Origin of the sequence: Actinomyces sp. oral taxon 180 str. F0310 (genome assembly GCF_000185285.1) — a bacterium.
Taxonomy (GTDB): Bacteria; Actinomycetota; Actinomycetes; order Actinomycetales; family Actinomycetaceae; genus Pauljensenia.
This window is the reverse complement of sequence record NZ_GL622194.1, coordinates 198,545-222,378: the sequence shown is the minus strand read 5'-3', so window position 1 is coordinate 222,378 and position 23,834 is coordinate 198,545. Positions and strand designations below refer to the sequence as shown.

At 66.1% G+C, this 23,834-nt stretch carries 22 protein-coding genes; 19 read left to right on the top strand and 3 right to left on the bottom strand.

Annotated features, from left to right (window positions below; all coding sequences use genetic code 11):
- Window positions 1-55 precede the first annotated feature (55 nt).
- The 12 genes from HMPREF9006_RS01000 to HMPREF9006_RS00945 all read left to right on the top strand — a co-directional run bounded on the left by HMPREF9006_RS01000 (window position 56) and on the right by HMPREF9006_RS00945 (window position 12,933).
- Window positions 56-1,333: a carboxylate--amine ligase gene (locus HMPREF9006_RS01000; RefSeq protein WP_009211665.1), complete on the top strand. Its 1,278-nt coding sequence runs from the start codon at window positions 56-58 to the stop codon at window positions 1,331-1,333.
- Window positions 1,334-1,440: 107 nt separating this feature from the next.
- A complete protein-coding gene (locus tag HMPREF9006_RS00995; RefSeq protein ID WP_009211664.1) occupies window positions 1,441-2,466 on the top strand; it encodes a lipid II:glycine glycyltransferase FemX in 1,026 nt (341 codons plus the stop codon).
- A gap of 73 nt (window positions 2,467-2,539) precedes the next feature.
- On the top strand, window positions 2,540-4,573 hold the full coding sequence (thrS, locus tag HMPREF9006_RS00990; protein ID WP_009211663.1) for a threonine--tRNA ligase: 2,034 nt from the start codon (window positions 2,540-2,542) through the stop codon (window positions 4,571-4,573).
- Between the two features lie 5 nt (window positions 4,574-4,578).
- Window positions 4,579-5,172 (top strand): HIT family protein, encoded by a 594-nt coding sequence (locus HMPREF9006_RS00985; protein WP_009211662.1) that lies wholly within the window; start codon window positions 4,579-4,581, stop codon window positions 5,170-5,172.
- The gene (gene pgsA, locus HMPREF9006_RS00980; protein ID WP_009211661.1) at window positions 5,172-5,798 is read left to right on the top strand and encodes a phosphatidylinositol phosphate synthase; all 627 of its coding nucleotides are present in this window, start codon (window positions 5,172-5,174) and stop codon (window positions 5,796-5,798) included. The genes HMPREF9006_RS00985 and pgsA overlap by 1 nt, the downstream gene beginning before the upstream one ends.
- On the top strand, window positions 5,795-6,721 hold the full coding sequence (locus tag HMPREF9006_RS00975; protein WP_009211660.1) for a phosphatidylinositol mannoside acyltransferase: 927 nt from the start codon (window positions 5,795-5,797) through the stop codon (window positions 6,719-6,721). The genes pgsA and HMPREF9006_RS00975 overlap by 4 nt, the downstream gene beginning before the upstream one ends.
- Window positions 6,718-7,899 carry a glycosyltransferase family 4 protein gene (locus HMPREF9006_RS00970; RefSeq protein WP_009211659.1) on the top strand — a complete coding sequence of 394 codons (1,182 nt, stop codon included), beginning with the start codon at window positions 6,718-6,720 and terminating at the stop codon, window positions 7,897-7,899. The genes HMPREF9006_RS00975 and HMPREF9006_RS00970 overlap by 4 nt, the downstream gene beginning before the upstream one ends.
- Window positions 7,896-8,519, top strand: coding sequence for a hypothetical protein (locus tag HMPREF9006_RS00965; RefSeq protein ID WP_009211658.1), 624 nt, complete (start codon window positions 7,896-7,898; stop codon window positions 8,517-8,519). The genes HMPREF9006_RS00970 and HMPREF9006_RS00965 overlap by 4 nt, the downstream gene beginning before the upstream one ends.
- 1 nt (window position 8,520) lies before the next feature.
- A complete protein-coding gene (locus tag HMPREF9006_RS00960; RefSeq protein WP_009211657.1) occupies window positions 8,521-9,816 on the top strand; it encodes a PrsW family intramembrane metalloprotease in 1,296 nt (431 codons plus the stop codon).
- 302 nt (window positions 9,817-10,118) lie between these two features.
- Window positions 10,119-11,459 carry a PrsW family intramembrane metalloprotease gene (locus HMPREF9006_RS00955; RefSeq protein ID WP_232209802.1) on the top strand — a complete coding sequence of 447 codons (1,341 nt, stop codon included), beginning with the start codon at window positions 10,119-10,121 and terminating at the stop codon, window positions 11,457-11,459.
- A 98-nt stretch (window positions 11,460-11,557) separates the two neighbouring features.
- Window positions 11,558-12,409 carry a PrsW family intramembrane metalloprotease gene (locus HMPREF9006_RS00950; protein WP_202812285.1) on the top strand — a complete coding sequence of 284 codons (852 nt, stop codon included), beginning with the start codon at window positions 11,558-11,560 and terminating at the stop codon, window positions 12,407-12,409.
- Window positions 12,406-12,933, top strand: a complete 528-nt coding sequence (locus HMPREF9006_RS00945) for an NUDIX hydrolase (protein WP_009211654.1) — start codon at window positions 12,406-12,408, stop codon at window positions 12,931-12,933. The genes HMPREF9006_RS00950 and HMPREF9006_RS00945 overlap by 4 nt, the downstream gene beginning before the upstream one ends.
- Here the strand turns inward: HMPREF9006_RS00945 and serB are convergent.
- Entirely contained in the window at window positions 12,930-13,640 is a 711-nt protein-coding gene (serB, locus tag HMPREF9006_RS00940; RefSeq protein WP_009211653.1) for a phosphoserine phosphatase SerB, read from the bottom strand. The genes HMPREF9006_RS00945 and serB overlap by 4 nt on opposite strands.
- The gene (locus HMPREF9006_RS00935; RefSeq protein WP_009211652.1) at window positions 13,637-14,875 is read right to left on the bottom strand and encodes a glucose-1-phosphate adenylyltransferase; all 1,239 of its coding nucleotides are present in this window, start codon (window positions 14,873-14,875) and stop codon (window positions 13,637-13,639) included. The genes serB and HMPREF9006_RS00935 overlap by 4 nt, the downstream gene beginning before the upstream one ends.
- Before the next feature lie 170 nt (window positions 14,876-15,045).
- Between HMPREF9006_RS00935 and glgA the strand changes: the two genes are divergently transcribed.
- From glgA to HMPREF9006_RS00900, 7 genes are all read left to right on the top strand, one after another.
- On the top strand, window positions 15,046-16,296 hold the full coding sequence (glgA, locus tag HMPREF9006_RS00930) for a glycogen synthase (protein ID WP_034231865.1): 1,251 nt from the start codon (window positions 15,046-15,048) through the stop codon (window positions 16,294-16,296).
- 9 nt (window positions 16,297-16,305) lie between these two features.
- Window positions 16,306-17,094: an ABC transporter ATP-binding protein gene (locus HMPREF9006_RS00925; RefSeq protein ID WP_009211650.1), complete on the top strand. Its 789-nt coding sequence runs from the start codon at window positions 16,306-16,308 to the stop codon at window positions 17,092-17,094.
- A 15-nt stretch (window positions 17,095-17,109) separates the two neighbouring features.
- On the top strand, window positions 17,110-17,583 hold the full coding sequence (locus HMPREF9006_RS00920) for an NfeD family protein (RefSeq protein WP_009211649.1): 474 nt from the start codon (window positions 17,110-17,112) through the stop codon (window positions 17,581-17,583).
- 40 nt (window positions 17,584-17,623) lie between these two features.
- Window positions 17,624-18,583, top strand: a complete 960-nt coding sequence (locus HMPREF9006_RS00915) for an SPFH domain-containing protein (RefSeq protein ID WP_009211648.1) — start codon at window positions 17,624-17,626, stop codon at window positions 18,581-18,583.
- A gap of 73 nt (window positions 18,584-18,656) precedes the next feature.
- Entirely contained in the window at window positions 18,657-19,997 is a 1,341-nt protein-coding gene (locus tag HMPREF9006_RS00910; RefSeq protein ID WP_009211647.1) for a glutamine synthetase family protein, read from the top strand.
- Window positions 19,994-22,930: a bifunctional [glutamine synthetase] adenylyltransferase/[glutamine synthetase]-adenylyl-L-tyrosine phosphorylase gene (locus tag HMPREF9006_RS00905; protein ID WP_009211646.1), complete on the top strand. Its 2,937-nt coding sequence runs from the start codon at window positions 19,994-19,996 to the stop codon at window positions 22,928-22,930. The genes HMPREF9006_RS00910 and HMPREF9006_RS00905 overlap by 4 nt, the downstream gene beginning before the upstream one ends.
- Window positions 22,927-23,598, top strand: coding sequence for a histidine phosphatase family protein (locus HMPREF9006_RS00900; protein WP_009211645.1), 672 nt, complete (start codon window positions 22,927-22,929; stop codon window positions 23,596-23,598). Before HMPREF9006_RS00905 ends, HMPREF9006_RS00900 begins: the two co-directional genes overlap by 4 nt.
- Here the strand turns inward: HMPREF9006_RS00900 and HMPREF9006_RS00895 are convergent.
- Window positions 23,586-23,819: a hypothetical protein gene (locus HMPREF9006_RS00895; RefSeq protein WP_009211644.1), complete on the bottom strand. Its 234-nt coding sequence runs from the start codon at window positions 23,817-23,819 to the stop codon at window positions 23,586-23,588. The genes HMPREF9006_RS00900 and HMPREF9006_RS00895 overlap by 13 nt on opposite strands.
- Window positions 23,820-23,834: the final 15 nt, after the last annotated feature.

Here is a 23,834-nt window from a genome sequence, read left to right as displayed (position 1 = left end):
GGTGAGAGCTCTCTCAGGGAACGTAACGTATCCTACCAGGCGCTAGGCTTGTGGCATGAGCATTGATTACCTGACCCGCCCCAGGCCTCTGACCCCCCGTGATGACATCCTTCCCGTCATCATCGGTGGCGACTTTGGGGTGTATGGAATCGGTCGGTGCTTCAACGAGGCATTCGGCTGCCGCTGTGTCTGCGTCGGTTCCCAGCCGACCGAGTCGATTACCCGGTCAAACTTCTTCGATGTTCGCCATGTCAGTGCTCATGCCAGCGATGCGCAGCTGCTGGACGTGTTGATGAGCGTTGCGGGTGAGCATCCCGACAAGAAGCTCGTTCTCATGGCGAACCACGACATCTTCTCTGCCTTCGTGGCCCGCAACGCTCGGGCACTCTCGCGCCACTACGCGCTCCCTTTCCCCGATTCTCAGGTGATGGAACGGTTGACGGACAAAGCGGAATTCGCGCGCGCCTGCGAGCGCGCGGGCATCGGCACGCCTCGCACGATAACCGTGTCTTTCTCCAATGTCGAGGATGAGGCTTGGGCCGCCCCCGAGCCCCCTTTTCCCTTCCCTGTCGTGGCTAAGGCGGCGAATGGTGAACCCTACGACGTGCTGGAGTTCGAGGGCAAGCGCAAGATCTGGTTCATCGATACCCCCGAGGAACTCGCGGAGTTGTGGGACACCCTCAGGGATGCTGGCTTCCGCGACACGTTCCTCGTTCAAGAGCTCATTCCGGGGGACAACACCGCGATGCGTTCCATCACGGCGTACGTGGATTCGCGCGGGGAGGTGACCCTCATCGGATCGGCTCGCGTCCTCCTGGAAGACCATGCACCGACCATGATCGGCAATCCCGTCGCCATGATCACCGAGGAGTTTCCGTCCCTATGGGAAAGCGCCTGCACGCTGCTCACGGACAACGGCTACCGAGGGTTCGCAAACTTCGACGTGAAGATTGATCCGCGCGACGGGCGCGCTCTCTTCCTCGAAGTCAACCCGCGTATCGGACGTAACAACTGGTACATGGCTGCCGCGGGAGCGAATCCGATGATTCCGATGGTCGCTGACCTGATCGACGGCCTGGCGTGTGAGCAGCAGCAGGCGCGCGATGAGATCCTCTACACCCTCGTCCCGGACTCTCTACTCCTGCACTACGTGACCGACCCCGACCTGCGCGAGCGCGTCACACGCATTATTGGGCAGGGGCGCCGCTTCGACCTCCTCCTGAATCCAGCCGAGAAGAACCTGCGGCGAAATCTCACGGTCTGGCTCCAGAAGCAGAACCACCGCCGCAAGTTTGCGCGCTACTACCCCGAGCCGACTCAGACCTCGTACTGACACGTTCGAGGGGCGCCGACGCTTCGCAGCGGCCTTGAGGCGGGCGACGCGGCCCCTGCTAGACTGACCACCTACACGCGACCCTTCCCCTGACGAACGAGGACACCATGACGATCACCGCACTCGTACCCATCTCCCAGGACGACAAGATCGCTGCGGTCTCTGGCTTCCAGGACCGCTCCTTGCCGATCGAGCAGGCCTGCGTGTGGGAGGCCTTCGAGGAATCCCAGGGACACGGGGTGTGGGGCCGATACGCGTGGTGCGAGGACGACACAAAGGTCGCGTTCATCACGCTGTACAAGTATTCGCTGCGCGGCGTTCACTACCTGTGGGCCAAGTGGGGTCCCACGTGGATCAAGGAAGCCACCCCCGAGCGTGAGGCGGCGCTGCGAGCCGACCTCCTGCGTGAGATCCGCGCCAAGGATCGTTCCGTCGCATTCGTGCGCTTGCATGCCATCTACCAGCATCCCGACCTGTGCATGCCGCTGCAGACCATTTCCTACGACCGCACCGTCGTCATCGATACCTCCGGCAAGACCGAGGAAGCGATCCTGGCAACCATGCCGAAGGCCGGCAAGCGTTCGATCCGAAGCGGACTGAAGAAGGGCAAGGCCGAGGGCATCACCTTCCATGAGGACACCGCCAACGCCGCATCCGTCATCGACGAGTACTACGCGGTCATGGAGGAGACCGCACAGCGCGATGGCTTCCGTCCGCATCCGAAGGCTGTCTACATGGACCTCCTTCGCACGCTCGGCCCCAAGCACGCCCGTATCTTCTCGATGCGCGACGCGGATGACGCGATCCTGTGCTGGGACTTCTGCCTGGTCGAGGGCATCCGCGCCCAGGCGGAATACGGAGCCTCCACCGAAGCCGGTCGGCGGCTGCGCCAGCCCCCGGTCCTGGACTTCCTGGCCGCCGAGTACCTCGCTCGTGACGGGGTTCGAGAATTCGACCTGATGGGGGCACACTCGCCGCGCTGTCCCGATCTCTTTAGCGTCGGCAAGTACAAGATCGCGTTCGCCTCCCACTTCACAGACGTTCCCGGAGGCTGGGACATGCCCATCAAGAAGAACACCTACCGCGCGCTGCGCGCGGCCAAAGCCATAAAGGATTGGCGCGCCCGCTCCTGAAGCGTTGGCCCCCGGGCGATAGAATCCCGGTAGCGAAGCATCCTGTCGCACCGAACGAACCAGAGGAGACACAGTGCCCGATATCTCGCTCGTCATTGACGGACAACCCGAAACAGTACCGGCGGGAACCACGGGCACCGCGTGGTTCGAGAAGAACCGCTCCGTCGTCGCCATCAAGGTCAACGGAGTTGCCCGCGACCTGGCCAGCGCGCTTGAAGAGGGCACGACCGTCGAAGCGATCACCCTCGAGAGCGAGGACGGCCTGAACATCCTGCGTCACAGCGCCACGCACGTCCTCGCCCAGGCCGTCCAAGATGTATTCCCCGACGTGAACCTGGGCATCGGCCCCTTCATTACCGACGGCTTCTACTACGACTTCGGAAACATTGACGCCGTCACGCCCGAGCTGCTGCGCGAACTGGAGAAGCGCATGAAGCGCATCATCAAGGAGGGCCAGCGCTTCGTGCGCCGCGAGATCGGCGAGGACGACGCCCGCGTAGAGCTTGCCGACCAGCCCTACAAGCTCGAACTGGTCACCACGAAGGGCAAGGGCGCCGAAGGAGCCTCCGTCGAGGTCGGCGCCGGAAGCCTCACCATGTACGACAACGTGCGCCGCGACGGCACCGTGGCCTGGAAGGACCTGTGCCGCGGCCCCCACCTGCCCTCCACAAACCTCATCGGAAACGGCTTCGCCCTCACCAAGTCGTCGGCAGCCTACTGGAAGGGCGACCAGAACGGCGACCAGCTGCAGCGCATCTACGGCACCGCGTGGGCATCGAAGGAAGACCTGGTCGCCTACCAGGAGCGCATCAAGGAAGCAGAACGCCGCGACCACCGCCGCCTCGGCGTCGAACTGGACCTGTTCAGCTTCCCCGAGGAGATCGGTCCCGGCCTCGTGGTCTTCCACCCCAAGGGCGGGATCCTTCGCCACGAGATCGAGTCCTACGTCACCGATCGACACAAGCGGGCGGGATTCGACTTCGTCCACACGCCGGAGATCTCCAAGGGAGGGCTCTTCCACACGTCGGGGCACCTGCCCTACTACGCGGACACCATGTTCCCGCCCATGCTCGTCGACGAGGAACGAGACGCGGACGGCAACGTGACGAAGGCCGGGCAGGAGTACTACCTCAAGGCCATGAACTGCCCGATGCACAACCTCATCTTCCGCTCGCGTGGACGCTCCTACCGTGAGCTCCCGCTGCGCTTCTACGAGTTGGGCCACGACTATCGCTACGAGAAGAGCGGCGTGGTTCATGGTCTGACGCGCATGCGTGGCTTCACGCAGGACGATTCGCACACCTACTGCACCCCGGAGCAGGCGTCGCAGGAGATTCGCACCCAGATCGAGTTCTTCCTCTCGATCCTCTCGGCGTTCGGCCTCAAGGACTTCTACCTGGAGCTGTCGACGCGCGACGAGGACGGCAAGAAGAAAGACAAGTTCATTGGATCGGACGAGGACTGGGCGGCCGCGACCAAGGCCCTTCAGGATGCCTGTGCTGCCACCGGTCTCGACCTCGTTCCCGACCCGGGCGGCGCGGCCTTCTACGGGCCCAAGGTGTCGGTTCAGGTCAAGGATGCGATTGGACGCACCTGGCAGATGTCCACCATCCAGTACGACTTCAACCAACCCGAGCGCTTCGACCTGGAGTACACCGCCGCCGACGGGACGCGTCAGCGTCCCGTCATGATCCACTCCGCCAAGCTCGGGTCCGTTGAGCGCTTCATCGGAGTGCTCACCGAGCACTACGCGGGAGCATTCCCGGCCTGGCTTTCCCCCGTCCAGGTACGACTTATCCCGGTCGCCGAGGCGTTCGACGGCTACGTGGCCGACGTCGCGGCAAAGCTGCGTGAGCGCGGAGTGCGAGTCGAAACCGACCTGTCCGACGACCGCTTCGGCAAGAAGATTCGCAACGCCTCGAAGGACAAGATCCCCTTCACCCTCATCGCCGGTGGCGAGGACGTTGAGGCCGGGGCAGTGTCCTTCCGCCTGCGCGACGGCTCCCAACATAACGGAGTCCCCGTGGAACGTGCCGTGGACTTGATCGTTGCTCACGTTGAAGAACGAAACAACGGCGATCACATCGCCGGACTCGACCAGGCGTGAGTCCCATGACTAGCGATGCAGGCCTGGCCGAGATTGGTGCGGACGGCATGGCCCTTCCGACCGAGGACGCCCGCGCGCTTGCGGGTGTCCCGGACGGCTTTGGTCGCTTCTGGACACCGTATCGGATGGCATACATCCACGGCGAAGGCAAGCCGACCGACGCCTCGGATCGGGAGTGCCCATTCTGCCTGGCCCCCGGCAAGGAAGACGCCGAGGGACTGGTCGTCTACCGGGGTAGCTCCTGCTTCGTTCTCATGAATCTCTTCCCGTACAACTCCGGCCACATGCTCGTGTGTCCCTACCGCCACGTCTCCGACTACACGGAGCTCACGGAAGCGGAGCGGATGGAGCTGGGCGACCTCACGGCCACCGCCATGCGCGTGTGTCGACAGGTCGCTGCTCCGGCGGGATTCAACCTGGGAATGAACCAGGGCGAGGTCGCCGGCGCGGGCATCGCCGCGCATCTTCACCAGCACGTCGTTCCTCGGTGGGCGGGAGACGCGAACTTCCTGCCAATCATCGCGCGGACGAAGGCGGTGCCGGAGCTGCTTGAGGACGCGCGCGTGCGGCTCGCGTCCGCGTGGCCCAAGGGGGATTGATGCTGGGAAATCACGGCCGCTCGATCACGAAGGCTCTCTTCACCCCCCTCGCCAGGGTCCTCGCCCGCCTCGGCGTCACCCCGAACATGGTGACCGTCGCCGGGACGGTTGCTTCGATCGCGATCGCGGTCGTGTGTATTCCACGCGGGTGGATCTGGCAGGGAGGAATCGCCCTGGCGATCGTGATGTTCGGGGACTCCGTGGACGGAACGCTTGCGCGCATGACGACCGGAGGCACCCGATTCGGTGCATTCCTCGACTCCACGCTCGACCGGCTGGCCGACGGCGCGGTCTTCGGCTCGCTGACCGCCTACGCGGTGTTCCAGATGGGAGACTCGCCCGTGCGCACGTGGACGGTCATAGCGGGCATCTGTTCCATCGTTGGCGCCGCGACCGTCCCCTATGCGCGCGCCCGCGCGGAGTCGGTGGGCGTCGTGGCCAAGCTTGGCATCGCGGAGCGAACGGATCGGCTGATCATCGGAAACGGCTCCGCCATGGTGATGAGCCTGGGCGCCCCACAGTGGGTGTTCGCCGCCGGTCTCACCTGGGTCGCCGCGGCCTCGTTCGTGACGGTGTGCCAGCGGATCTGGTACACGGCACGCACGATTGACGAGGCCGCTCAGTGACCCTCTCCCCCCTGCAGCTCGCATTCGCGTTGGCCCCGCGCCTTCCCCTGGGCCTCGTCATGTGGCTCGCGCGCGCCGGGGCGGGCATCGCCGCACGTTGCGGTGGCTCTGCCGTCACCCGCATGCGCTCGAACATCGCGCGGCTGACGGGGACGCAACCCTCGGACGCCCTCGTGCGCGCCGCCGTCGTCTCCCACATCCGCAACTACGGCGAACAGCTCATGCTCGGCTCGCCGCGCGGCGCTTGCCTCCTGGAGGGCGTGACCTTCGAGGGTTTCGAGGAGCTCACTGCGGCCACGCACGACGGCCCCGTGGTCCTGGCCCTGGGGCACTCCGGCAGCTGGGACCGAGCCGGGGCATGGGTGTGCTCCCAGGGCTACGACGTGGTGACGGTGGCGGAGAAGGTCGAGCCCGCGGTTCTCTTCGAACGCTTCGTGGCTCTCCGTGAGGGGCTGGGCATGGAGATCATCGGCGTCGCGAAGGGAGAGTCCGTGTTCTCCGCCCTCGTGGAGCGGGTGCGCTCGCGCCACGTCATCGTTCCGCTTCTCGCCGACCGCGACATCTCGGGGGCGGGCATCGAGGTGACGCTCGGTGGTGGCCGTGCGCTGGTCGCGGCCGGGCCGGCGGCGCTGGCAACGAGGCTCGACCGGCCGCTTTTCGTCGCATGCATCACCTACGAGAATGAGACGGCCACCGGAGCCGACGTGCGCGTTCGATGCGTGGGTCCGGTCAGACCTCCTCAAGACACCCCGGGCGGCGGTAACCGTGTGGAGGCTCTCACTCAGGCATGGGTCGATGATTTTGCTGGCATGATGAGGGACAAACCGCAGGATTGGCACATGATGCAGAGGGTCTTCGTGGAGGACCTGGACCCCGAGCGCCTCGCCCGTGCGCGGGCGGAGCATGAGAGGAAGAATCGATGAAGATCGGCATCGTGAACCCCTACTCGTGGGACGTGCCGGGGGGAGTGGGCTTCCATATCAGGGACCTCGCGCTCAAGTTTCGTTCGCGCGGACACGATGTCCGGGTCCTCACGCCCTCGTCGTCCCGTGACCTGCCCGACTGGATCTCATCGGCCGGGCAGTCAGTGTCGGTGCCCTTTAACGGTTCTGTGGCGAACATATCGGTATCGCCCGCGGCACTGCGGCGCACGCGCCGCTGGCTCGCAGACAACGCCTTCGACGTCGTCCACGTCCACGAACCGGTCGTTCCCTCGGTGTCGATGGCAGCCGCCATGCTCTCGAGCGCGCCGCTCGTGGGGACCTTTCACGCCGCGCTCGGACGTTCCGTGTCGCGAGCGATCGCCTCGGCGCCGATGCGCCTGTACATGGAACGTATCGGCGTGCGCATTGCCGTGTCGGAGGAGGCCCGCCGCACCCTCATTGAGCACCACGGAGGAGACGCCGTCATCATCCCCAACGGGGTTGAGACAGCCTCCTTCCGCCGGGCGAGCACGGATTCGCGGTGGATGGCCACCGACTCGCGGCCCGTCATCGTTTTCCTCGGTCGCCTCGATGAACCCCGCAAGGGGCTGAGCGTCTTTGCAGGAGCGATCGAAGGCGTCTTGGACAAGATGCCGGGCGCTCGCTTCCTGATCGCGGGAAGGGGCGACGCCCCCGAGATCCGTCGGCAGGTCGCCCGTTTCGGTGATTCCGTCTCCTTCCTGGGGGGAATCAGCGACGAGGAGAAGGCATCCCTTCTCGCCGGAGCCAGCCTCTACGTCGCCCCGCAGACGGGCGGAGAGTCCTTCGGCATTGTCCTCGTCGAAGCCATGGCCGCGAGGACCGCGGTCGTCGCCTCCGACATTCCCGCTTTTCGGGCCGTCCTCGAGGACGGGCGCGCGGGTGTCCTCTTCGAGACCGGCAGCTCGGCTGCCCTGGTCGACCAGCTGCTCGGTCTTCTGGCGGACAAGGCGCGGCTGGAAGGCCTGTCTGAGGCGGGGCAGCGCGCATCCCTCCAATACGACTGGGAGGTCGTTGCCGACAAGGTGTTCGAGGTGTACAGGCTCGCGATCGACATGGGAAGCCCCGCAGCCTCGGGGACTCGACGAACGCGGGACCTCATCCGAGGCCGCCAGGAGCACCAGGAACGAGAGCAATGATCCATCTCACGCCCTTCGTGATTACCGTCGTTCTCCTTGCCCTCGTCGCCGTCTCCGTCGTGGTTGCCATCGCGGTGAGTCGAGCCAGGCGCCTCGACCGCCTCCACCAGCGAATCCTCGCCTCTCGCGACGCACTCTCTCGGCTGCTCGTACGACGTGCGTCGGAGTTGGAACTCCTGGCGCACACGGCATCCCTCGATCCCGCGCTGGGCGGAACACTTCTCGAAGCGGCGCGCGCATACATTCGCGACGGTGGCGACCAGTTGACGACAGACGGCCTGGATCGGCGCACCCCCGGACAACGCCAGGCCGACCGGGTTGAGGTGAGCGCCCGCCTCGAACGGGCCTCCGCGCTGTCGCGGGCGATCCGCGACGGCCTGTCGAGCGCCGTTCGTTCTGACGTTGGGACCGACCCCGAAGGCGCTGCCAGGCTTGAGGCACTCGACGCCACGTGCTATCGCATCGAACTCACTCGCAACGTCCACAACGTCGACGTTGCGGGCGTTCGAGCTCTGCGTTCCACACGAATGGTAAAATTGCTCCGGCTCGCGGGGCACGCGCCCATACCTGAGCCCATTGACTTTGACGACGACACGCACACGGGCGGACGGGGATACTGACATGGATGCGAGCCACTGGGGCGGGCCGGGAGAAGACTACCGGCTGAGCAAGATCAGCAGCGCCAGTATCAACGCGTCGAATGGTATCACCGCGCCCGCCCCCGACGATGCCGCGCCGGTGTGGCAGCCCCCGAAGGCGCCGCGGTCCTTCCCGGTTCTCGAGGTCGTCGTGACCGTCCTCGGAGTCCTCGGGATGATCGGGCTCATCGTCCTCATGCTCAACCCAGCCTCGTCCGGGCTCCTCTCGCTCGCCAAGACGACGCTGCTGTCCGTCCTCTCGCTCCTGATTGTCGGCGGATTCCTCCTCTTCATCGACCGTTGGGAACCCGAACCCTGGAAGACCAAGGGGGCTTTGCTCCTGTGGGGAGCGGGGGTTGCGACGCTCTCCTCGGGCATTATCAATACGGTGCTGGAATCCAACGTTGCCCTCACGATCGGCGATGCTTCCCGAGCAGGCGCGGTGGGAGCGACCTTCATCGCGCCCCTCGTCGAAGAGACGTTTAAGGGGCTGGGGGTCCTGATCGTCGTCATCGCGAGGAGGAACCGCATTAGTTCGGTTCTCGATGGCATCGTGTATGCGGGTTTTTCGGCCGCCGGCTTCATGTTCGCCGAAGACGTCCTCTACTACTTGCGCGGCGACAATCAGGGCACAGCGCAGCTCGTCATGCTCGTCCTCATACGTGGCTTTGCCAGCCCCTTCGTCCACGCGATGGCCACGTCCATGACGGGAATCGGACTCGCGCTCGCGCTCCTAAAGTTCAAGAACGGATGGGCCAAGGCGGGCATCGTCTTCGTCTTTTGGTGCTGCGCGGTGCTGATCCACTTCGCATGGAACGGCGCGTCCGTATTTCTCGGCCGTCTCTTTATCCTGTTCTACTTCGTCGTCGAGGTGCCCGCCTTTATCGTGTGGGCAGCCCTGCTCCTGCGAGCCGCCAGCAAGGAGCGCGACAAGATCCGCCGAGGCCTGATTCCCTACGTGCGCACCGGCTGGGTCCTGCCCGGTGAGGTCACGATGGTGACGGATAGACGCTCGCGTAGGGCCGCGATCACGTGGTCCGCGAAGGGGGGACCGCAGTCCAAGCGTGCCATGCGCTCCTTCCTGAGGTGCCTTCCTTGCCTGGGGCTTGACCAACACCTCATGGCCAAACACGGGCCCGATGCCGCCCGCATCGAACACGACCGCCGCATCCTCACTGAGGCCGTCGCGAGTCGCCGCGAGTTTCTGCGCCTGACATCCATCGCGGAACAACAGCAGGATGTGACGAAGGCTGTGTCTTCCCTGGCGCAGACCGCCTGAACGAGACAGGAGAGGCAATGACGAGTAGTCCGCAGATTCCCGGACCCCCACACCCCCCTGAGCCGCGCTCCCAGAGGGGAGAAAGCACAGCGCCCATTCCGCAGCCGGAGGCTTCCCCCCGCGCGTCCTCCTCGCCGATTCCCCAACCCGCCGCTCCCTCGACCCGCGCGCCGATACCATCGCCGCCGACATCCGGCGACTCGATGCCGGAGCAGGGGCAGACGCACGGCTCGGTGCGTCGGCCGCAGGCCCACGACGCGCGGGCGGGACGGTCATTTCCTCAGACCGGTATCCCAACCCCGGTGGCAAGCGCTCCCGCCGCCGTCCCACAGGCTTCCGGCACGTCCGGCTTCGCCCCGCAGACTTCCGGCACGTCCGGCTTCGCCCCGCAGGCGGTGGGCGCACCCCAGGGTGCGCCCACCCAGTTCACCCCAGCCTTTCAGCGCTTTGTCGATGCGGGTCCCTCCATGCCTGCGCCCGGAGCCGTCCAGTACCCGCAGGTCGCCCCGCAGGCTGTGCACACCTGGGCGCTGCCAACAACCGCGAAGAAGCTACCGGTGTTCGAGGCCAGCGTCGTCGGTGCGGGCCTGGCCCTCATGCTTGTTGGCATGTACTCCTATCTAGCCGCCAGCGGTCCCTTCATTGGACTCTTTCTCACGATCGTCTGCCTGGTTCCCCTGTGCATCATCATCCTCTTCCTGCAATTCGTTGACCGCTTCGAACCCGAACCCTGGTGGACCAAGATCGCGGCCTTCCTGTGGGGCGGGGGAGTCGCCATCTTCTTTGCAGGTTTGAGCAACGCACTCGGTGGGGCGTTCGTCGCCGGCGCGACCGGGGATGCCTCCATCGCAAGCGCATCCACTGCTGTTGTCTTTGCCCCCATCGGTGAGGAGCTCCTCAAGGCTCTTGCCGTCGTCGTCATTGTCGTGGCTCGACGCAACCAGATTTCCTCGCCCCTCGACGGCCTTGTCTATGCGGGTTTCTCCGCCGCCGGTTTTTTGGTCGTCGAAGACTTCGAGTACTTCTTGAAGGCGTTGGCCGACGGAGTATTCGCGCGCACATTCTTCATCCGCGTATTTATGGGCGTCTTTGGACACGTCATGTACACGACGTGCACGGGGTGGGCGATCGGATGGGCGGTCACGCGAGCCCGCTCGGCCGCGGCAGGAATCGGCGCGGTCTTCTTCGGGTACTTCATCGCGGTCTCCCTCCACGGCCTGTGGAATTCGATGGGCTACATCGCCGGTAGCACGCAGGGGTACTACGTCCTCTACGCCGTCCTCCAGGTGCCGATCTTCGTGTGCTGGCTCGTCTTCGTCGGCCTGGCGATCCGGCGGGAACGGCGGGACACGGCGGCCGGTCTCATCCCCTATGTGCACCAGGGCTGGGTGCTGGCCAGCGAAGTTCAGATGGTCTGCGACCCGGCGATGCGACGCAACGCGCTGACCTGGATATCGGGAGGTGGTCCGGCGGCTAAGAGGTCCTTGAAGAACTTCATGTACGCTCTGGCGTCGCTCGGGCTGGACCAGGTGGTGATGAATGTTCGAGGACCCGAACCGGGGCGTATCCAATCGACGCGCGAGACGCTCCAGCAGGCAACCGAGGAACGCCGCAGGTTCCTGGGGCTCATGGGGATGGGATGAGCCACCGGGCCACCGCTCATCATGGGGCGTTCACCGCCCGCTCATAGGCGGCGCATAGGAATATGCCCCACGATTGAGGCGACAGAAAGGAAACCTACGTGACTCATGCTCCCTCGAGCCGCCGCAGATCCATGGCGGCGACCATCAGTTCCCTTGTTCTCATTGCCGTGAGTGTCCCGTGCTCCGTGTACGAATTCAAGCGCACCTTTGAAGGCGTCACCTCCGCAACCGATGCGTGGCTCGCGGTTGGTGCCTCAAGCCTGAGCGCGATCGTGGGCCTGATCTTCCTCGCATGGCTCGCGCGCCTACGCCCCAGCGCCCTGGCCTGGATCGCGGCATTCGCATGGGGAACGGGCGGCGCGCTGATCATTTCCGGCTTCGGCAACGGAATCGTTGACCCGGCCATTGAGGCGAGCGGGCTGGCCGAATCGACGGCCGAGTTCGTGACCTCGGTCGTGACGGGGCCGGTCATCGAGGAAATCGCCAAGGCAATCGGCGTCATCGTCCTGGTTCTCGCGGCGCGGCGCCTGCTCACTCGCCCCGCCCAGGGCGCAGTACTCGGCGCTCTCGTCGGGCTCGGCTTCGCCTGGGGTGAGGACGTCGGCTACTACCTGAGCGCACTCGACGACGGCATCAGCGGCCTGTGGGAGTCGTTCCTGGCCCGAGCTCTCCTCGGCGCCTTCGGACACGCCATCTTCACTGCCGTGTGTGGCTACGCCCTGGCGTGGGCTCTCACCCGGGCAGTGCGGCCGCCGCAGGCGATCCTTGCGGGGATCGGCGGCCTGACCGCCGCAATGCTCGTGCACGCTCAGGCAAACGGCGTGGGCCTTGTCGCACCCGAGGACTCGTGGAACCTGACCTACGGCGCGATCGAGTTGCCCGTGCTCGCCATCGGGCTCGTCCTGCTCGTCTGGGGGATGCGTCGGCGCCACGATACCCTGGAGGCATGAGCGCACTCGACTGGCCGCTGGACGCGGACGGCTATCCCCACAGGGAGGCCGCCCGCGTCCTCCTCTTCGACGACGCTGGTCGTCTTCTCCTGGCGAAGGGACATGACGAGGACCAACCCGAGCGACACTGGTGGTTTACGATCGGTGGGGGGATCGAGGAGGGAGAGGAGCCGCGCGTCGCGGCGGTGCGCGAGGTACGTGAAGAAACGGGGCTTCGGCTGAGGCCGGAAGACCTCATCGGCCCCGTCCTGTACCGGCGCGCAGAGTTCGACTTTCTGGCCGTCACCGCACGCCAGGACGAGTGGTTCTTTGTCGCTCACGCGCCGTCAACCACCCTGAGCAGGCGGGGGTGGACGCAGCTGGAACGCAGCGTCATCGACGCCCAACGATGGTGGGATATTGACGAGGCCGAAGCGCAGATAGAGGACGATCTCTACCCCGCGCGGATCCTTCAGTACGCGCGGCAATGGCGCGGCGGGTGGGATGGGCAGATGATCCGGTTAACCGACGCTCGAGAACCCTAGCGGGGTGCTTGTCCGTCGCCGCTCAGGCCGAGCGGAGCGATCGCGCGTGACAGGTCGGGGACGTTCAACTGAATGCCGACCCGCTCGCGTACCCGCGGCTTGGCGCAAAAGGCAATGCCGACCCCCGCCTGACGGAGCATGGGAACATCGTTGGCTCCGTCTCCGATGGCGGCCGTGCGCTCCAGGGGCAGACCCAGCGAGGACGCCCACGAGCGCAGGCACTCGACCTTGACATCGGCTGTCACGATGCGACCGAGCACACGACCGGTCAACACGTGGTCGCGCACCTCCAGGCGGTTAGCGGCGTAGAAGTCGATGCTGAGCGAAGCAGCCAGCGGAGCGACCACCTCCTCGAATCCACCCGACACCACCGCGAATCGCGCGCCCGAGCGGTGAGCGGCCTCGATGAGCTCCCGAGCCCCGCGCGTTGGCGTAATCGCCGTGAGAACGCGGGCGAAGACGGAATCTCGCACTCCTTTGAGTGTCGCAACCCTCTGCCGAAGCGACTGCTCGAAGTCGAGCTCGCCGTTCATTGCTCGCGCTGTTATCTGCGCGACCTGTCGCCGGGTGCCCGCGGCCTCGGCAAGCTCCTCGATGACCTCCTGGCAGATGAGGGTGGAATCGACGTCGGTGACGACGAGGCCGGGCGCACCGTCGCGGAAGAGACGCGGCGCACCCGGCTCGTCGATCAGGAGAGCGGAACTCACTTGCGAACGACCATCCCCTTGGGAACCACCGTGATCCCAGACTCGGTGACGGTGAAGCCCCGCTCGCGATCGCGTTCGAGGTCGACGCCGACGGTCGCCCCTTCTTCGACGACAACGTTCTTGTCGAGAATCGTCTTGACGACCTTCGACGAACGGCCGATGCGGGTTCCATTCATGATGACCGAGTCACTCACCTGCGCCCAGGAGTGGACGTAGGTGTTGGGGGAGACCACCGACCGGTAGACCTCGCCGCCGGATATGATGACGCCCGGTGACACGAAGGAGTCGATTGCGTGACCGATACGCGAACCCTGATCGCCGTAGACGAACTTCGCCGGCGGCAGCGCCCCGTTCATCAGAGTCATGGTCGGCCAGTCCCGGTTGTATAGGTTGAACACCGGGTGGACGCTGATCAGATCCATGTTCGCCTCGTAGTAGGCGTCCAGGGTTCCGACGTCGCGCCAGTAGTCACGATCGCGGTCGGTGGACCCGGGCACGTCGTTGTCTTGGAAGTCGTAGACGCCGCATTCCCCGCGCTCGACGAACCAGGGAATGATGTTGCCGCCCATGTCGTGCTTGGAATCCGGATCCTTTGCGTCCTCGCGCAGGGCGTTGACGAGGTCCGCCGTGGTGAAGACGTAGTTGCCCATGGAGGCCAGGACCTTCCTCGGATCGTCGGCGAGACCCTGCGCGTGCTTGGGCTTCTCCAGGAAGTTCTTGACGGTGCCACCGTCGGCGTCAATGACGCCCAGTGCCGGGGCCAACTCGATCGGCTGACGGATCCCGGCCACGGTGGCGGGCAGGCCCGAATCGATGTGGTGCTGGACCATCTGCGAGAAGTCCATGCGGTAGATATTGTCCGCGCCGATGATGACGATGTACTCGGGCTGTTCATCGTCGACGATGTTCAAGGACTGGTAGATCGCGTCCGCGCTGCCCAGGTACCAGTGCGGACCGCGACGCTGCTGGGCGGGAACAGGGGCGATGAAGTTGCCGAGAAGGGGCGACGTGTACCAGGTCTTGGTGACGTGGCGGTCGAGCGAGTGCGACTTGTACTGCGTCAGCACGACGATCTTGAGGTAACCGGAGTTGACGATATTCGACAGCGCGAAATCGATGAGGCGGAAGTGTCCCCCGAATGGAACGGCCGGCTTCGCGCGGTCTGCCGTCAGTGGCATCAGTCGCTTACCTTCACCGCCCGCGAGAACAATTGCCAAAACGTGGTTCTTTGCCATGCGGCACCCCTTCGTTGGTCCTGAGGACCTGCATCGGCGCAGATCCGTGGGTGTGGTCACACTGTATTACAAATGTCTATCGATTGCTACGTCGTCTCGTTTTGACCTGGAGGGACATGACATCGGATACGATGGGCTTCAAGCGCTGCTACTGTCGGAAGGACCACATCATGCGCGTTGATCTGCTTACCCGCGAGTATCCCCCCCACGTCTACGGCGGAGCCGGTGTCCACGTCCTTGAGCTTGCGAAGGTCCTGCGTGGACTGGTCGATGACCTGCGGGTGCAGGCGTTCGACGGCCCGCGTGAACCCGGAACGGATGGCGCCGAGCCGGGAGTGAGTGGACACGACGACCTGCCCGAGCTGGCCGGAGCCAATCCCGCCCTGCGCACGCTCGGTGTTGACCTCGAGATTGCCGCGGCCTGCGACGGAGCAGACCTGGTGCACTCCCACACGTGGTATGCGAATTTTGCGGGCCACGTTGCCTCCCTCCTCGGCGATATTCCGCACGTGATCTCCGCTCACTCCCTGGAGCCCCTGCGCCCCTGGAAGGCGGAGCAGCTCGGGGGTGGGTACCGCCTGTCCTCCTACGTCGAAAAAACGGCCTACGAATCCGCCGCCGCCATCATTGCCGTATCCAACGGAATGCGCGAGGACATCCTGCGCTGCTACCCGGCGGTTGACCCTCAGCGCGTCCACGTGATCCACAACGGCATCGACCTGGGCAAGTGGCATGCGCCGTCCGGGGCTGAGGGTGAGGAGCTGCGTGCGCGTGTCCTCGCCGAACACGGGATCGATCCGACTCGCAGGACGGTCGTGTTCGTCGGGCGCATCACCCGGCAGAAGGGGCTGCCTTACTTCCTGCGTGCGGCGCAGCTGTTGCCCGACGACGTGCAACTCGTCCTGTGCGCCGGCGCGCCCGACACCCCCGAGATCGCGGCTGAAGTGGAGGGCCTCGTCAACGACCTTCGCTCCCGCCGTTCCGGAGTCGTCCTGATCTCCGAGATGCTCCCGCAACCCGAGGTCGCCGCGATTCTGGCCTCCGCGCAGGTCTTTATCACCCCCTCGGTGTACGAGCCCCTCGGGATCGTCAACCTTGAGGCGATGGCCCTCGGACTGCCGGTCGTGGGGACCGCCACCGGCGGAATCCCGGATGTCATCGTCGACGGTGAGACGGGATACCTGGTGCCCATCAAGCAGAAGCAGGATGGCACGGGCACCCCCCTCGACCCTCGCGCGTTCGAAGAGGCCATGGCCGATCGCCTGATCCGCGTCCTCGACGATCCGGCGCTGGGTCGGCGGATGGGCGAGGCGGGTCTTGCCCGCGCCCGCGAGCACTTCTCGTGGCAAGCGATCGGCGTCAAGACCGCCGACCTTTATCGTTCGCTCGTTGAGGGCGCACCTCGCAACCAACACGACTAGGCTTGATGCATGACTTACGTCCTCAATCTTTCTCACGTGTCCATCCAGCGGGGGGACACGCAGGTGCTCTCCGACGTCTCGTGGTCGACGCGTCCGCGTCAGCACTGGGTGATCGTCGGTCCCAACGGTGCTGGCAAGACCACGCTCGCGCGGGTCGCGTCAGGCAGGCTCACCCCCGATGCCGGGGAAGTCACGCTCTCGGGCGCCAACCTGTGCGACGCGGATCCCGCCGAGATCGCGACCCGTGTGGGTTTGGCCTCGGCCGCCGTGGGCGCGAAGATTGTCCCCACCCAGTCGGTGCTCGATACCGTTCGTAGCGCCGCGTGGGGGGTTGCTGTCGCCCACGACGAGGAGTACGAGCAGATCGACGATGAGCGAGCCCGAGCCCTCATGGAGATCTTCGGCGTCGACGGCCTCGCGCAGCGCGAGTTTGCGACCCTGTCCGAGGGGGAGGCGCAGCGGGTACTTCTCGCGCGCGCACTCATGACCGACCCCGAGGTCCTCGTCCTTGACGAACCCACCTCGGGCCTCGATCTCGGTGCGCGCGAGCTGTTGATCGGTGCATTGGCGGAGATCATGGCGGGGTCGAAGTCCCCGCAGATTGTTCTGGTCACCCACCAGATCGAGGAGATCCCTGCGGGAGTCACGCACTGCGCGATCATGTCCGCGGGGACGATAGCCCACCAGGGGCCCATCGACGATGTCCTCACGGGAGTCACGCTCTCCGAGGTCTACGGCATGCCTCTCCTCGCCGGTCGGAACGAGGGGCGCTGGTGGGCCAGAGGCGTCACCGACTAGGAGAGGGGAACGAGGATGAATGTCTGGCTGCTGTGGATTCTCGCCGCCGTCGTGTGCGGCATCATCGAGGTGATGAGCGTCAGCTTCGTGTTCCTGATGTTCGCCATCGGAGCGTTGGCCGCCGGCGTCGCGGCCGCTCTCGGTGCGAGCGTGTTTGTTCAGGTCATCGTTTTTGCGGTCGTCTCCCTGGCTCTTCTCGCCCTCCTACGCCCGTTTCTCAAGGGACGCATCGACCGCTCCGGAGGCTATGTGAGGACCAACACCGATGCGCTCATCGGGAAGACGGCCTACGTGACCGAGGCCGTGGGGGAGCGCCACGGTCGCGTTCAGTTTTCGGGCGGCGAGTGGAGCGCGCGCACGGAGGGGGAGGAGTTGGCGGTGGGGACGCAGGTGAGTGTCGATCGCATCGACGGTGCGACGGCCGTGGTCAGTGCCCTCGATTCGTCGTCTCACCCGCCGATGCGTCCAACGGCTGCTCCCTCAGAGTAGTCTGATAAAACAGTTAGTTCCTGACAGAGAGGAAGAACCCATGGACTCGTATGAGGTCATTGGCAACGTGGCGGTGCTCGTCACTCTTGCCCTCGTGGTGTTCGTTGTTATCGCGCTCGTGCGCGCGGTGCGCATCGTTCCACAGTCCCAGGCGTACGTCGTCGAGAGGCTGGGGCGTTTCCAAGCCGTCATGCAGGGCGGCTTCCACCTCCTGGTTCCCTTCGTGGATCGCGTCGCCGCGCGTATCGACTTGCGTGAGCAGGTGGCGAACTTCCCGCCTCAGCCGGTCATCACGGCGGATCAAGCGATGGTCTCGATCGACTCCGTCATCTACTTTCAGATCACGGATCCGCGCAGCGCGACCTACGAGGTGACCAACTTCCTCCAGGCGATCGAACAGCTCACAGCCACCACCCTGCGTAACCTCATCGGGTCGCTGGACCTGGAGCAGACGCAGACCTCCCGTGAATCCATCAACAAGCAGCTTCGTGGCGTGCTGGATGAGGCCACGGGCCCCTGGGGTATTCGGGTCACGCGCGTTGAACTGAAGTCGATTGAGCCGCCGCCGCGCGTCCTGGCTGCCATGGAGCAGCAGATCACGGCCGAGCGCACCAAGCGCGCCACGATCCTGACCGCCGAGGCCGAGCGCGAGGCGCAGATCAAGAAGGCCGAAGGCGCCAAGCAGGCGGCCGTGCTCGCTGCCTCTGCCCAGCAGGAGGCTCAGGTCCTGCAGGCAAAGGGCGAGAAGGAGGCGCTGATTCTTCAGGCCGAGGGCGCCCGACAGGCCCAGATCCTGCGCGCGCAGGGTGAGTCCGAGGCTATTGCGACCGTGTTCGCCGCGATCAACGCGGGGCACGCGACTCCCGAGCTGCTCTCCTACAAGTACCTCGAGATGCTGCCCAAGATTGCAGACGGACAGGCGTCCAAGCTGTGGATGCTTCCCTCCGATCTGACGGGCGCGCTGGAGTCCATCTCCAAGGGCTTCGGCCTGGGCAAGTAGACTGGTCGCTACGAGGCCGGGCCGACCGCAGCCCCTGCGGTCGGCCCGGCCTGCCATCTGCGAAAGGACAGCGGTGGATTCGCATCAGGAGTACGTGCTGCGCGAGGTCGCGCAGAAGAACATTCGCTTCATCAGGCTGTGGTTCACAGACGTCGCGGGCGTCCTGAAGTCGATTTCGATCGACCCAGGAGAACTCGAGGACGCCTTCGATGAGGGCATCGGCTTCGACGGCTCGGCTGTCGAGGGTCTGACCCGCGTCTTTGAATCCGACATGCTCCTCAAGCCCGACGCCTCGACGTTCCAACTGCTGCCGTGGCGCACGAGCGAGGAGCCGGTCGCCCGCATGTTCTGTGACGTGCTGATGCCCGACGGGCGACCCGCTCCTTCGGATCCCCGCGGTGTCCTGGAGCGCGCGGTGGGGCGCGCCGCCGACGCCGGGTTTCGGGTGATGATGCACCCGGAGATCGAGTTCTACCTGCTGCGCCAGCCGGTCACTCCCGAGCGGATGATCCCGGTCGACCAGGCGGGCTACTTCGACCACGTCGCGCGCGGGGACTCCAACGACTTCCGGCGCCGTGCTGTACGCATGCTTGAGGACATGTCGATCCCCGTGGAGTTCTCCCATCATGAGGGGGGACCGGGCCAGAACGAAATCGACCTGCGGGCCGTGGACCCCGTGCGCGCTGCCGACAACATCATGACGGCGCGCACCGTCATCGAGGAGGTCGCGCTGCGCGAGGATTTAGTGGCGACGTTCATGCCCAAGCCCTTCATTGAGCATCCCGGCTCGGGCATGCACACCCACCTGTCCCTCTTTGAGGGCGAGGAGAACGCCTTCTTTTCCCCGTCCGGACAGTATCGCCTCTCGGCCACCGGCAGGCACTTCATCGCCGGAATCCTCGCTCACGCCGAGGAGATCGCGGCCATCACCAACCAGCACGTGAACTCCTACAAGCGGCTGTGGGGTGGGGGAGAGGCGCCCGCCTACGTGTGCTGGGGACACCTGAATCGCTCGGCCCTCGTGCGCGTCCCCCTGTACAAACCCAAGAAGAGTGCCTCGGCTCGCATCGAGTACCGCGCGCCCGATCCAAGCGCGAACCCGTATCTGGCTTTCGCCGTCCTGATCAGCGCAGGCCTGGATGGCATTGAGCACAAGATGGAACTCATGCCCGAGGCCGAGGACAACGTGTGGGACCTGTCGGATCGTGAACGCCAGGTGATGGGGATTCGCGCCCTTCCCGCTTCGCTCTCGGACGCCGTCCGCGCGATGAAGAAGTCCGATCTGGTCGCCGCGACGCTCGGAGAGCAGGTCTTCGACTACGTGATCCGCAACAAGCGCAAGGAATGGATCGAGTACCGTCGCCAGATTACGCGCCAGGAGATCGAGCAGTTCCTCAAGGTCGTTCCCAGGTGACCCCCGACGAGCTTCGGGTCGCCGGCTTCTTGGACCCGCGACGCGCCCTGAGCTTTCTCGACGAGCTCCCGGGCGAGCGCAGCGAGTGGGCGCGGGACATCGGCGCCTGCGCGGACCCGGACCAGGCGCTCCTGCAGATGATCCGTCTGCACGAGGCCGCCCCCGGACTCGTGTGCGCGCTGGCGGGGGATCCTTCCAGCAGGCGTCGCGTGTGCGCCGTGCTGGGGGCAAGCCAATGGCTCGGTGACTACGTCATCGCCGACCCGCGGCGCGCCTGGGCCATCAACGAGGAACCGGGCGAGGTCGGCGACGCGCTCGCCGCGGCCGTCGGGGCGAGGCGCGTGGCCTCGGGAGCGCTCGTGGCTGCGGAGCACGCGTGCGCGGACGACCTGCGGGCAGCCTACCGCCGGGTTCTGCTACACCTGGCCGCCGACGATCTGACGAGCGAGGACCCCGAGGCTGTGATGCCCGCGGTGGGGCGTCGCATCGCCGATCTTGTCGACGCGACGCTTCAGGGGGCCCTCGCCCTCGCCCGGCGCGACATCGACCCACGGGGGCAGGTTCCCATCTCGATCATTGCCATGGGCAAGACCGGGGCGCGCGAACTCAACTACGTCTCGGATGTGGATGTCCTGTACGTGACCCAGGGGCAGGCGGGTGAGGAAGAACGGGACACGCTGGAGATCGCCACCCGGCTCGCCGCCGCCACGGCCTCGGCGTGCTCGGGGCCCGGAAACGAAGCCCCCCTGTGGACGGTGGATGCCAACCTGAGGCCCGAGGGGAGAAATGGCGCGCTCGTGCGCACGATCGAGTCCTATCGGCGCTACTGGCAGGAGTGGGCGCAAGCCTGGGAGTTTCAAGCGCTGCTCAAGGCCCGCGCCTGCGCCGGCGACGATGAGCTTGGTCGCGCCTTCGAGGAGGCAGCCCACCCCTACGTGTGGAGCGCGGCCAAACGCGAGGGGTTCGTCGAGGCGGCGCGCGCGATGCGGCGGCGCGTCGAGGACAACATCTCGCGCTCCCACGCCTCACGGGAACTCAAACTCGGGCGAGGGGGATTGCGTGACGTCGAGTTCACCGTCCAGCTGCTGCAGCTCGTCCACGGTCGCACCGACGCGTTCCTGCGCGTGCCCTCGACGCTCGACGCGATCGATGCCCTGAGCGAGGGAGGATACATCGCCCGCAGCGATGCCGCCGACCTGGCCTCCTGCTATCGTTTCCTGCGAGCGGTCGAACATCGCACCCAGCTGCCGCGCATGCGCCGCACCCACCTGATCCCCGATAAGGACGCCGAATTGCGTGTCCTGGGTCGCGCCATGGGAGCCCGGCGCTTCCCCGACGCCGCCTCCATGAGCGCCGCCATCGATGAGGTGCGTGAGCGGGTGCGGGCCCTGCACGAGGACGTCTTCTATCGCCCGATCGTTGCCGCGACGGCATCGCTTCGCGACGACGAGGTTGTCCTGCACGCCGAGGGGGCTCGCGACCGCCTCGCCGCCATCGGCTACCGCGACCCCAGCGGCGCTCTGACTCACATCGCGGCCCTCACCCGCGGCACGACCAGGCGAGCGGTCATCCAGCGTCATCTCCTTCCCGTGTTTATCTCCTGGCTCGCCGCCGGCGCCGACCCGGACATGGGGCTGAGGAACTTCCGCATCCTGTCCGAGGATATTGGCGACTCCCACTGGTATCTGGCTCTCCTGCGAGACTCGGGGGTGGCCGCCCGCCGTCTCATGAAGATGCTGCCCAACTCCCACTGGATCGCCGACGCCCTCGCCAAGCGTCCCGAGGCGGTTGCCTGGCTCGACGACGATGCCGAGCTCGCTCCACGGGACCTCGGCCGGCTCGGCCGCGAGCTCCGGGCGCTGATCGAGCGCCACGAGGATGCCGAGGACGCGGCGGCGCGCGTGCGCGCGGTGCGAACCCGGGAACTCACGCGGTGCGCGATGAGCGACCTGCTGGCCGGGATCGATCCGCGCGGCCACGCGATCGCGGACGCAGCGGACACCGCTCTCCTGGGGGCACTGGAGATCGCGGAGCGCGAGGAGGCCGCCCGGTGGGGGAGCCCGCGTGCCCGCGTCGCCTTCATCGCCATGGGCCGCTACGGGGGCAGGGAGTGCTCCTACGCCTCCGACGCCGATGTCATCGCCGTGCACGAGGCGGTGGGCGACGCCACGCCAGCCGACGCCGCGGCCAGCGCGACCGCCATCGTGAACCGCGCGAAGAAGCTTCTCGGCTCCGCGACCAGCCAGCTCGGACTCGCCGTCGATCTTGGCCTGCGCCCGGAAGGGAAGAACGGTCCGATGAGTAGGACCGTGGAGTCTCATCGGGAGTATGCCCGCAGGTGGGGATCGACGTGGGAACGCCAGGCCGCCGTGCGCGCCCGGCCAATCGGCGACACGCCGCTGGCCCGCCGAGCAGGGCAGCTCTTCGAGGAGATCGCCTACGGCGATGTGTCGCCCGCGGATCTGCGCGACATACGCCTGCTCAAAGCCCGCATGGAAAACGAGCGCCTTCCCCGCGGGATCGAGCCCTCCCGCCACGTCAAGCTCGGGCCGGGGGGACTCACCGATGTCGAGTGGACGATCCAGCTGATCCAGATGCGCCACGGGCGCATCACGCCGAGCCTGCGCACCCCCTCAACGACCGGCGCGATCGCGGCCGCGGCACGTGAGGGCCTCGTTGAGCCCTCGGATGCCGACACCCTGTTGGATGCATGGGACATGGCCACGCGCATCCGCGCCGCCAACGTCCTGGCGACGGGGAGGATGAGCGGTGTGAAGCTCGACGTGTTTCCGCGCGACAGTGCCGAGCTGCGTGCTCTCGCGGCCATTCTCGGTTACGGTAGCGGCGGGCTCAATGCCCTCGAGGAAGACTGGCTGCGCGCCGGGCGAAAGGCACGCGACGTGATGGAACGACTCTTTTGGGAGCAGCAGTGAAAATTGTCCTCGTACGGCACGGACAGACGCCCGCGAATCGACTCGGTGCCCTGGACACGGTGCGCCCGGGCCTCGGCCTGACCCCCGAGGGGCACGCCCAGGCTCAGCGCCTGGCGGATCGCTGGGAGGCCGAGGTCGCACCTGCCCCCACCGTCATCGCTCTGTCGGGACTTCAACGCACGCGCCTGACAGCAGCGCCCCTGGCGCGCGCCTACGGGCTCACGCCCCGCGTGTGCCCCGGCATCCGCGAGCTGCGCTCAGGCGACCTGGAGATGGCGGCCGACCCCGGGTCCCAGGTGCTCTACGTGCGCACGACGCTGTCGTGGTGCGCGGGCGACCTCGACAACAGGATGCCGGGCGGCGAGAGCGGCCGCGAGGCGTTGGCTCGCTCGCTGGAGACCGTGCGCCGCGTCGGCCTGGCCGCCCGCGAGGAGGCTGGGGACGAGGCCGTGGCCGTCTTCGTCATCCACGGGGCGCTCACGCGCCTGCTGGCCACCTGGCTGTCGGCCGACATCAACGAGGCCCTCGTGTCGACGCATTTCATGTCAAACGCGGGTACCTCCTCCTTCGAGTGGCCCGCCGACCTGGATCCGTCCTCGGCCGACGAACTGGCGAAGGCGCTGCGCGCCGTGACGTGGAATGACCGCCCCCTCGATCAGTGGTCCTGAGGCGGTGCCTGGTCCGGCGCAACGAAAGCTGAGACCCTGTACGGGAACGAGCGGTACATGAAGTAGTTCTCCAGGTAGGAGCGGTGCTCCTCGCAGGCCAGCCACGTCTTCTGGCGGGCGCGGTGGATCGCCGGGTTACGCCAGTCGATCCGGTAGATCGCCGCCTTCGTGCATTCGCGTGCCGAGCAGATGCCCGAGGCGCTTTCGACTCCCAGTGCCATGGTGTCCTCCCGGTG

Excerpts from the sequence above, each read along its gene's own strand:
- HMPREF9006_RS01000 (WP_009211665.1), top strand. The coding sequence starts at position 56 with ATGAGCATTGATTACCTGACCCGCCCCAGGCCTCTGACCCCCCGTGAT.
- HMPREF9006_RS00995 (WP_009211664.1), top strand. The coding sequence starts at position 1,441 with ATGACGATCACCGCACTCGTACCCATCTCCCAGGACGACAAGATCGCT.
- HMPREF9006_RS00985 (WP_009211662.1), top strand. The coding sequence starts at position 4,579 with ATGACTAGCGATGCAGGCCTGGCCGAGATTGGTGCGGACGGCATGGCC.
- pgsA (WP_009211661.1), top strand. The coding sequence starts at position 5,172 with ATGCTGGGAAATCACGGCCGCTCGATCACGAAGGCTCTCTTCACCCCC.
- HMPREF9006_RS00970 (WP_009211659.1), top strand. The coding sequence starts at position 6,718 with ATGAAGATCGGCATCGTGAACCCCTACTCGTGGGACGTGCCGGGGGGA.
- HMPREF9006_RS00965 (WP_009211658.1), top strand. The coding sequence starts at position 7,896 with ATGATCCATCTCACGCCCTTCGTGATTACCGTCGTTCTCCTTGCCCTC.
- HMPREF9006_RS00960 (WP_009211657.1), top strand. The coding sequence starts at position 8,521 with ATGGATGCGAGCCACTGGGGCGGGCCGGGAGAAGACTACCGGCTGAGC.
- HMPREF9006_RS00945 (WP_009211654.1), top strand. The coding sequence starts at position 12,406 with ATGAGCGCACTCGACTGGCCGCTGGACGCGGACGGCTATCCCCACAGG.
- HMPREF9006_RS00935 (WP_009211652.1), bottom strand. The coding sequence starts at position 14,875 with ATGGCAAAGAACCACGTTTTGGCAATTGTTCTCGCGGGCGGTGAAGGT.
- glgA (WP_034231865.1), top strand. The coding sequence starts at position 15,046 with ATGCGCGTTGATCTGCTTACCCGCGAGTATCCCCCCCACGTCTACGGC.
- HMPREF9006_RS00925 (WP_009211650.1), top strand. The coding sequence starts at position 16,306 with ATGACTTACGTCCTCAATCTTTCTCACGTGTCCATCCAGCGGGGGGAC.
- HMPREF9006_RS00920 (WP_009211649.1), top strand. The coding sequence starts at position 17,110 with ATGAATGTCTGGCTGCTGTGGATTCTCGCCGCCGTCGTGTGCGGCATC.
- HMPREF9006_RS00915 (WP_009211648.1), top strand. The coding sequence starts at position 17,624 with ATGGACTCGTATGAGGTCATTGGCAACGTGGCGGTGCTCGTCACTCTT.
- HMPREF9006_RS00895 (WP_009211644.1), bottom strand. The coding sequence starts at position 23,819 with ATGGCACTGGGAGTCGAAAGCGCCTCGGGCATCTGCTCGGCACGCGAA.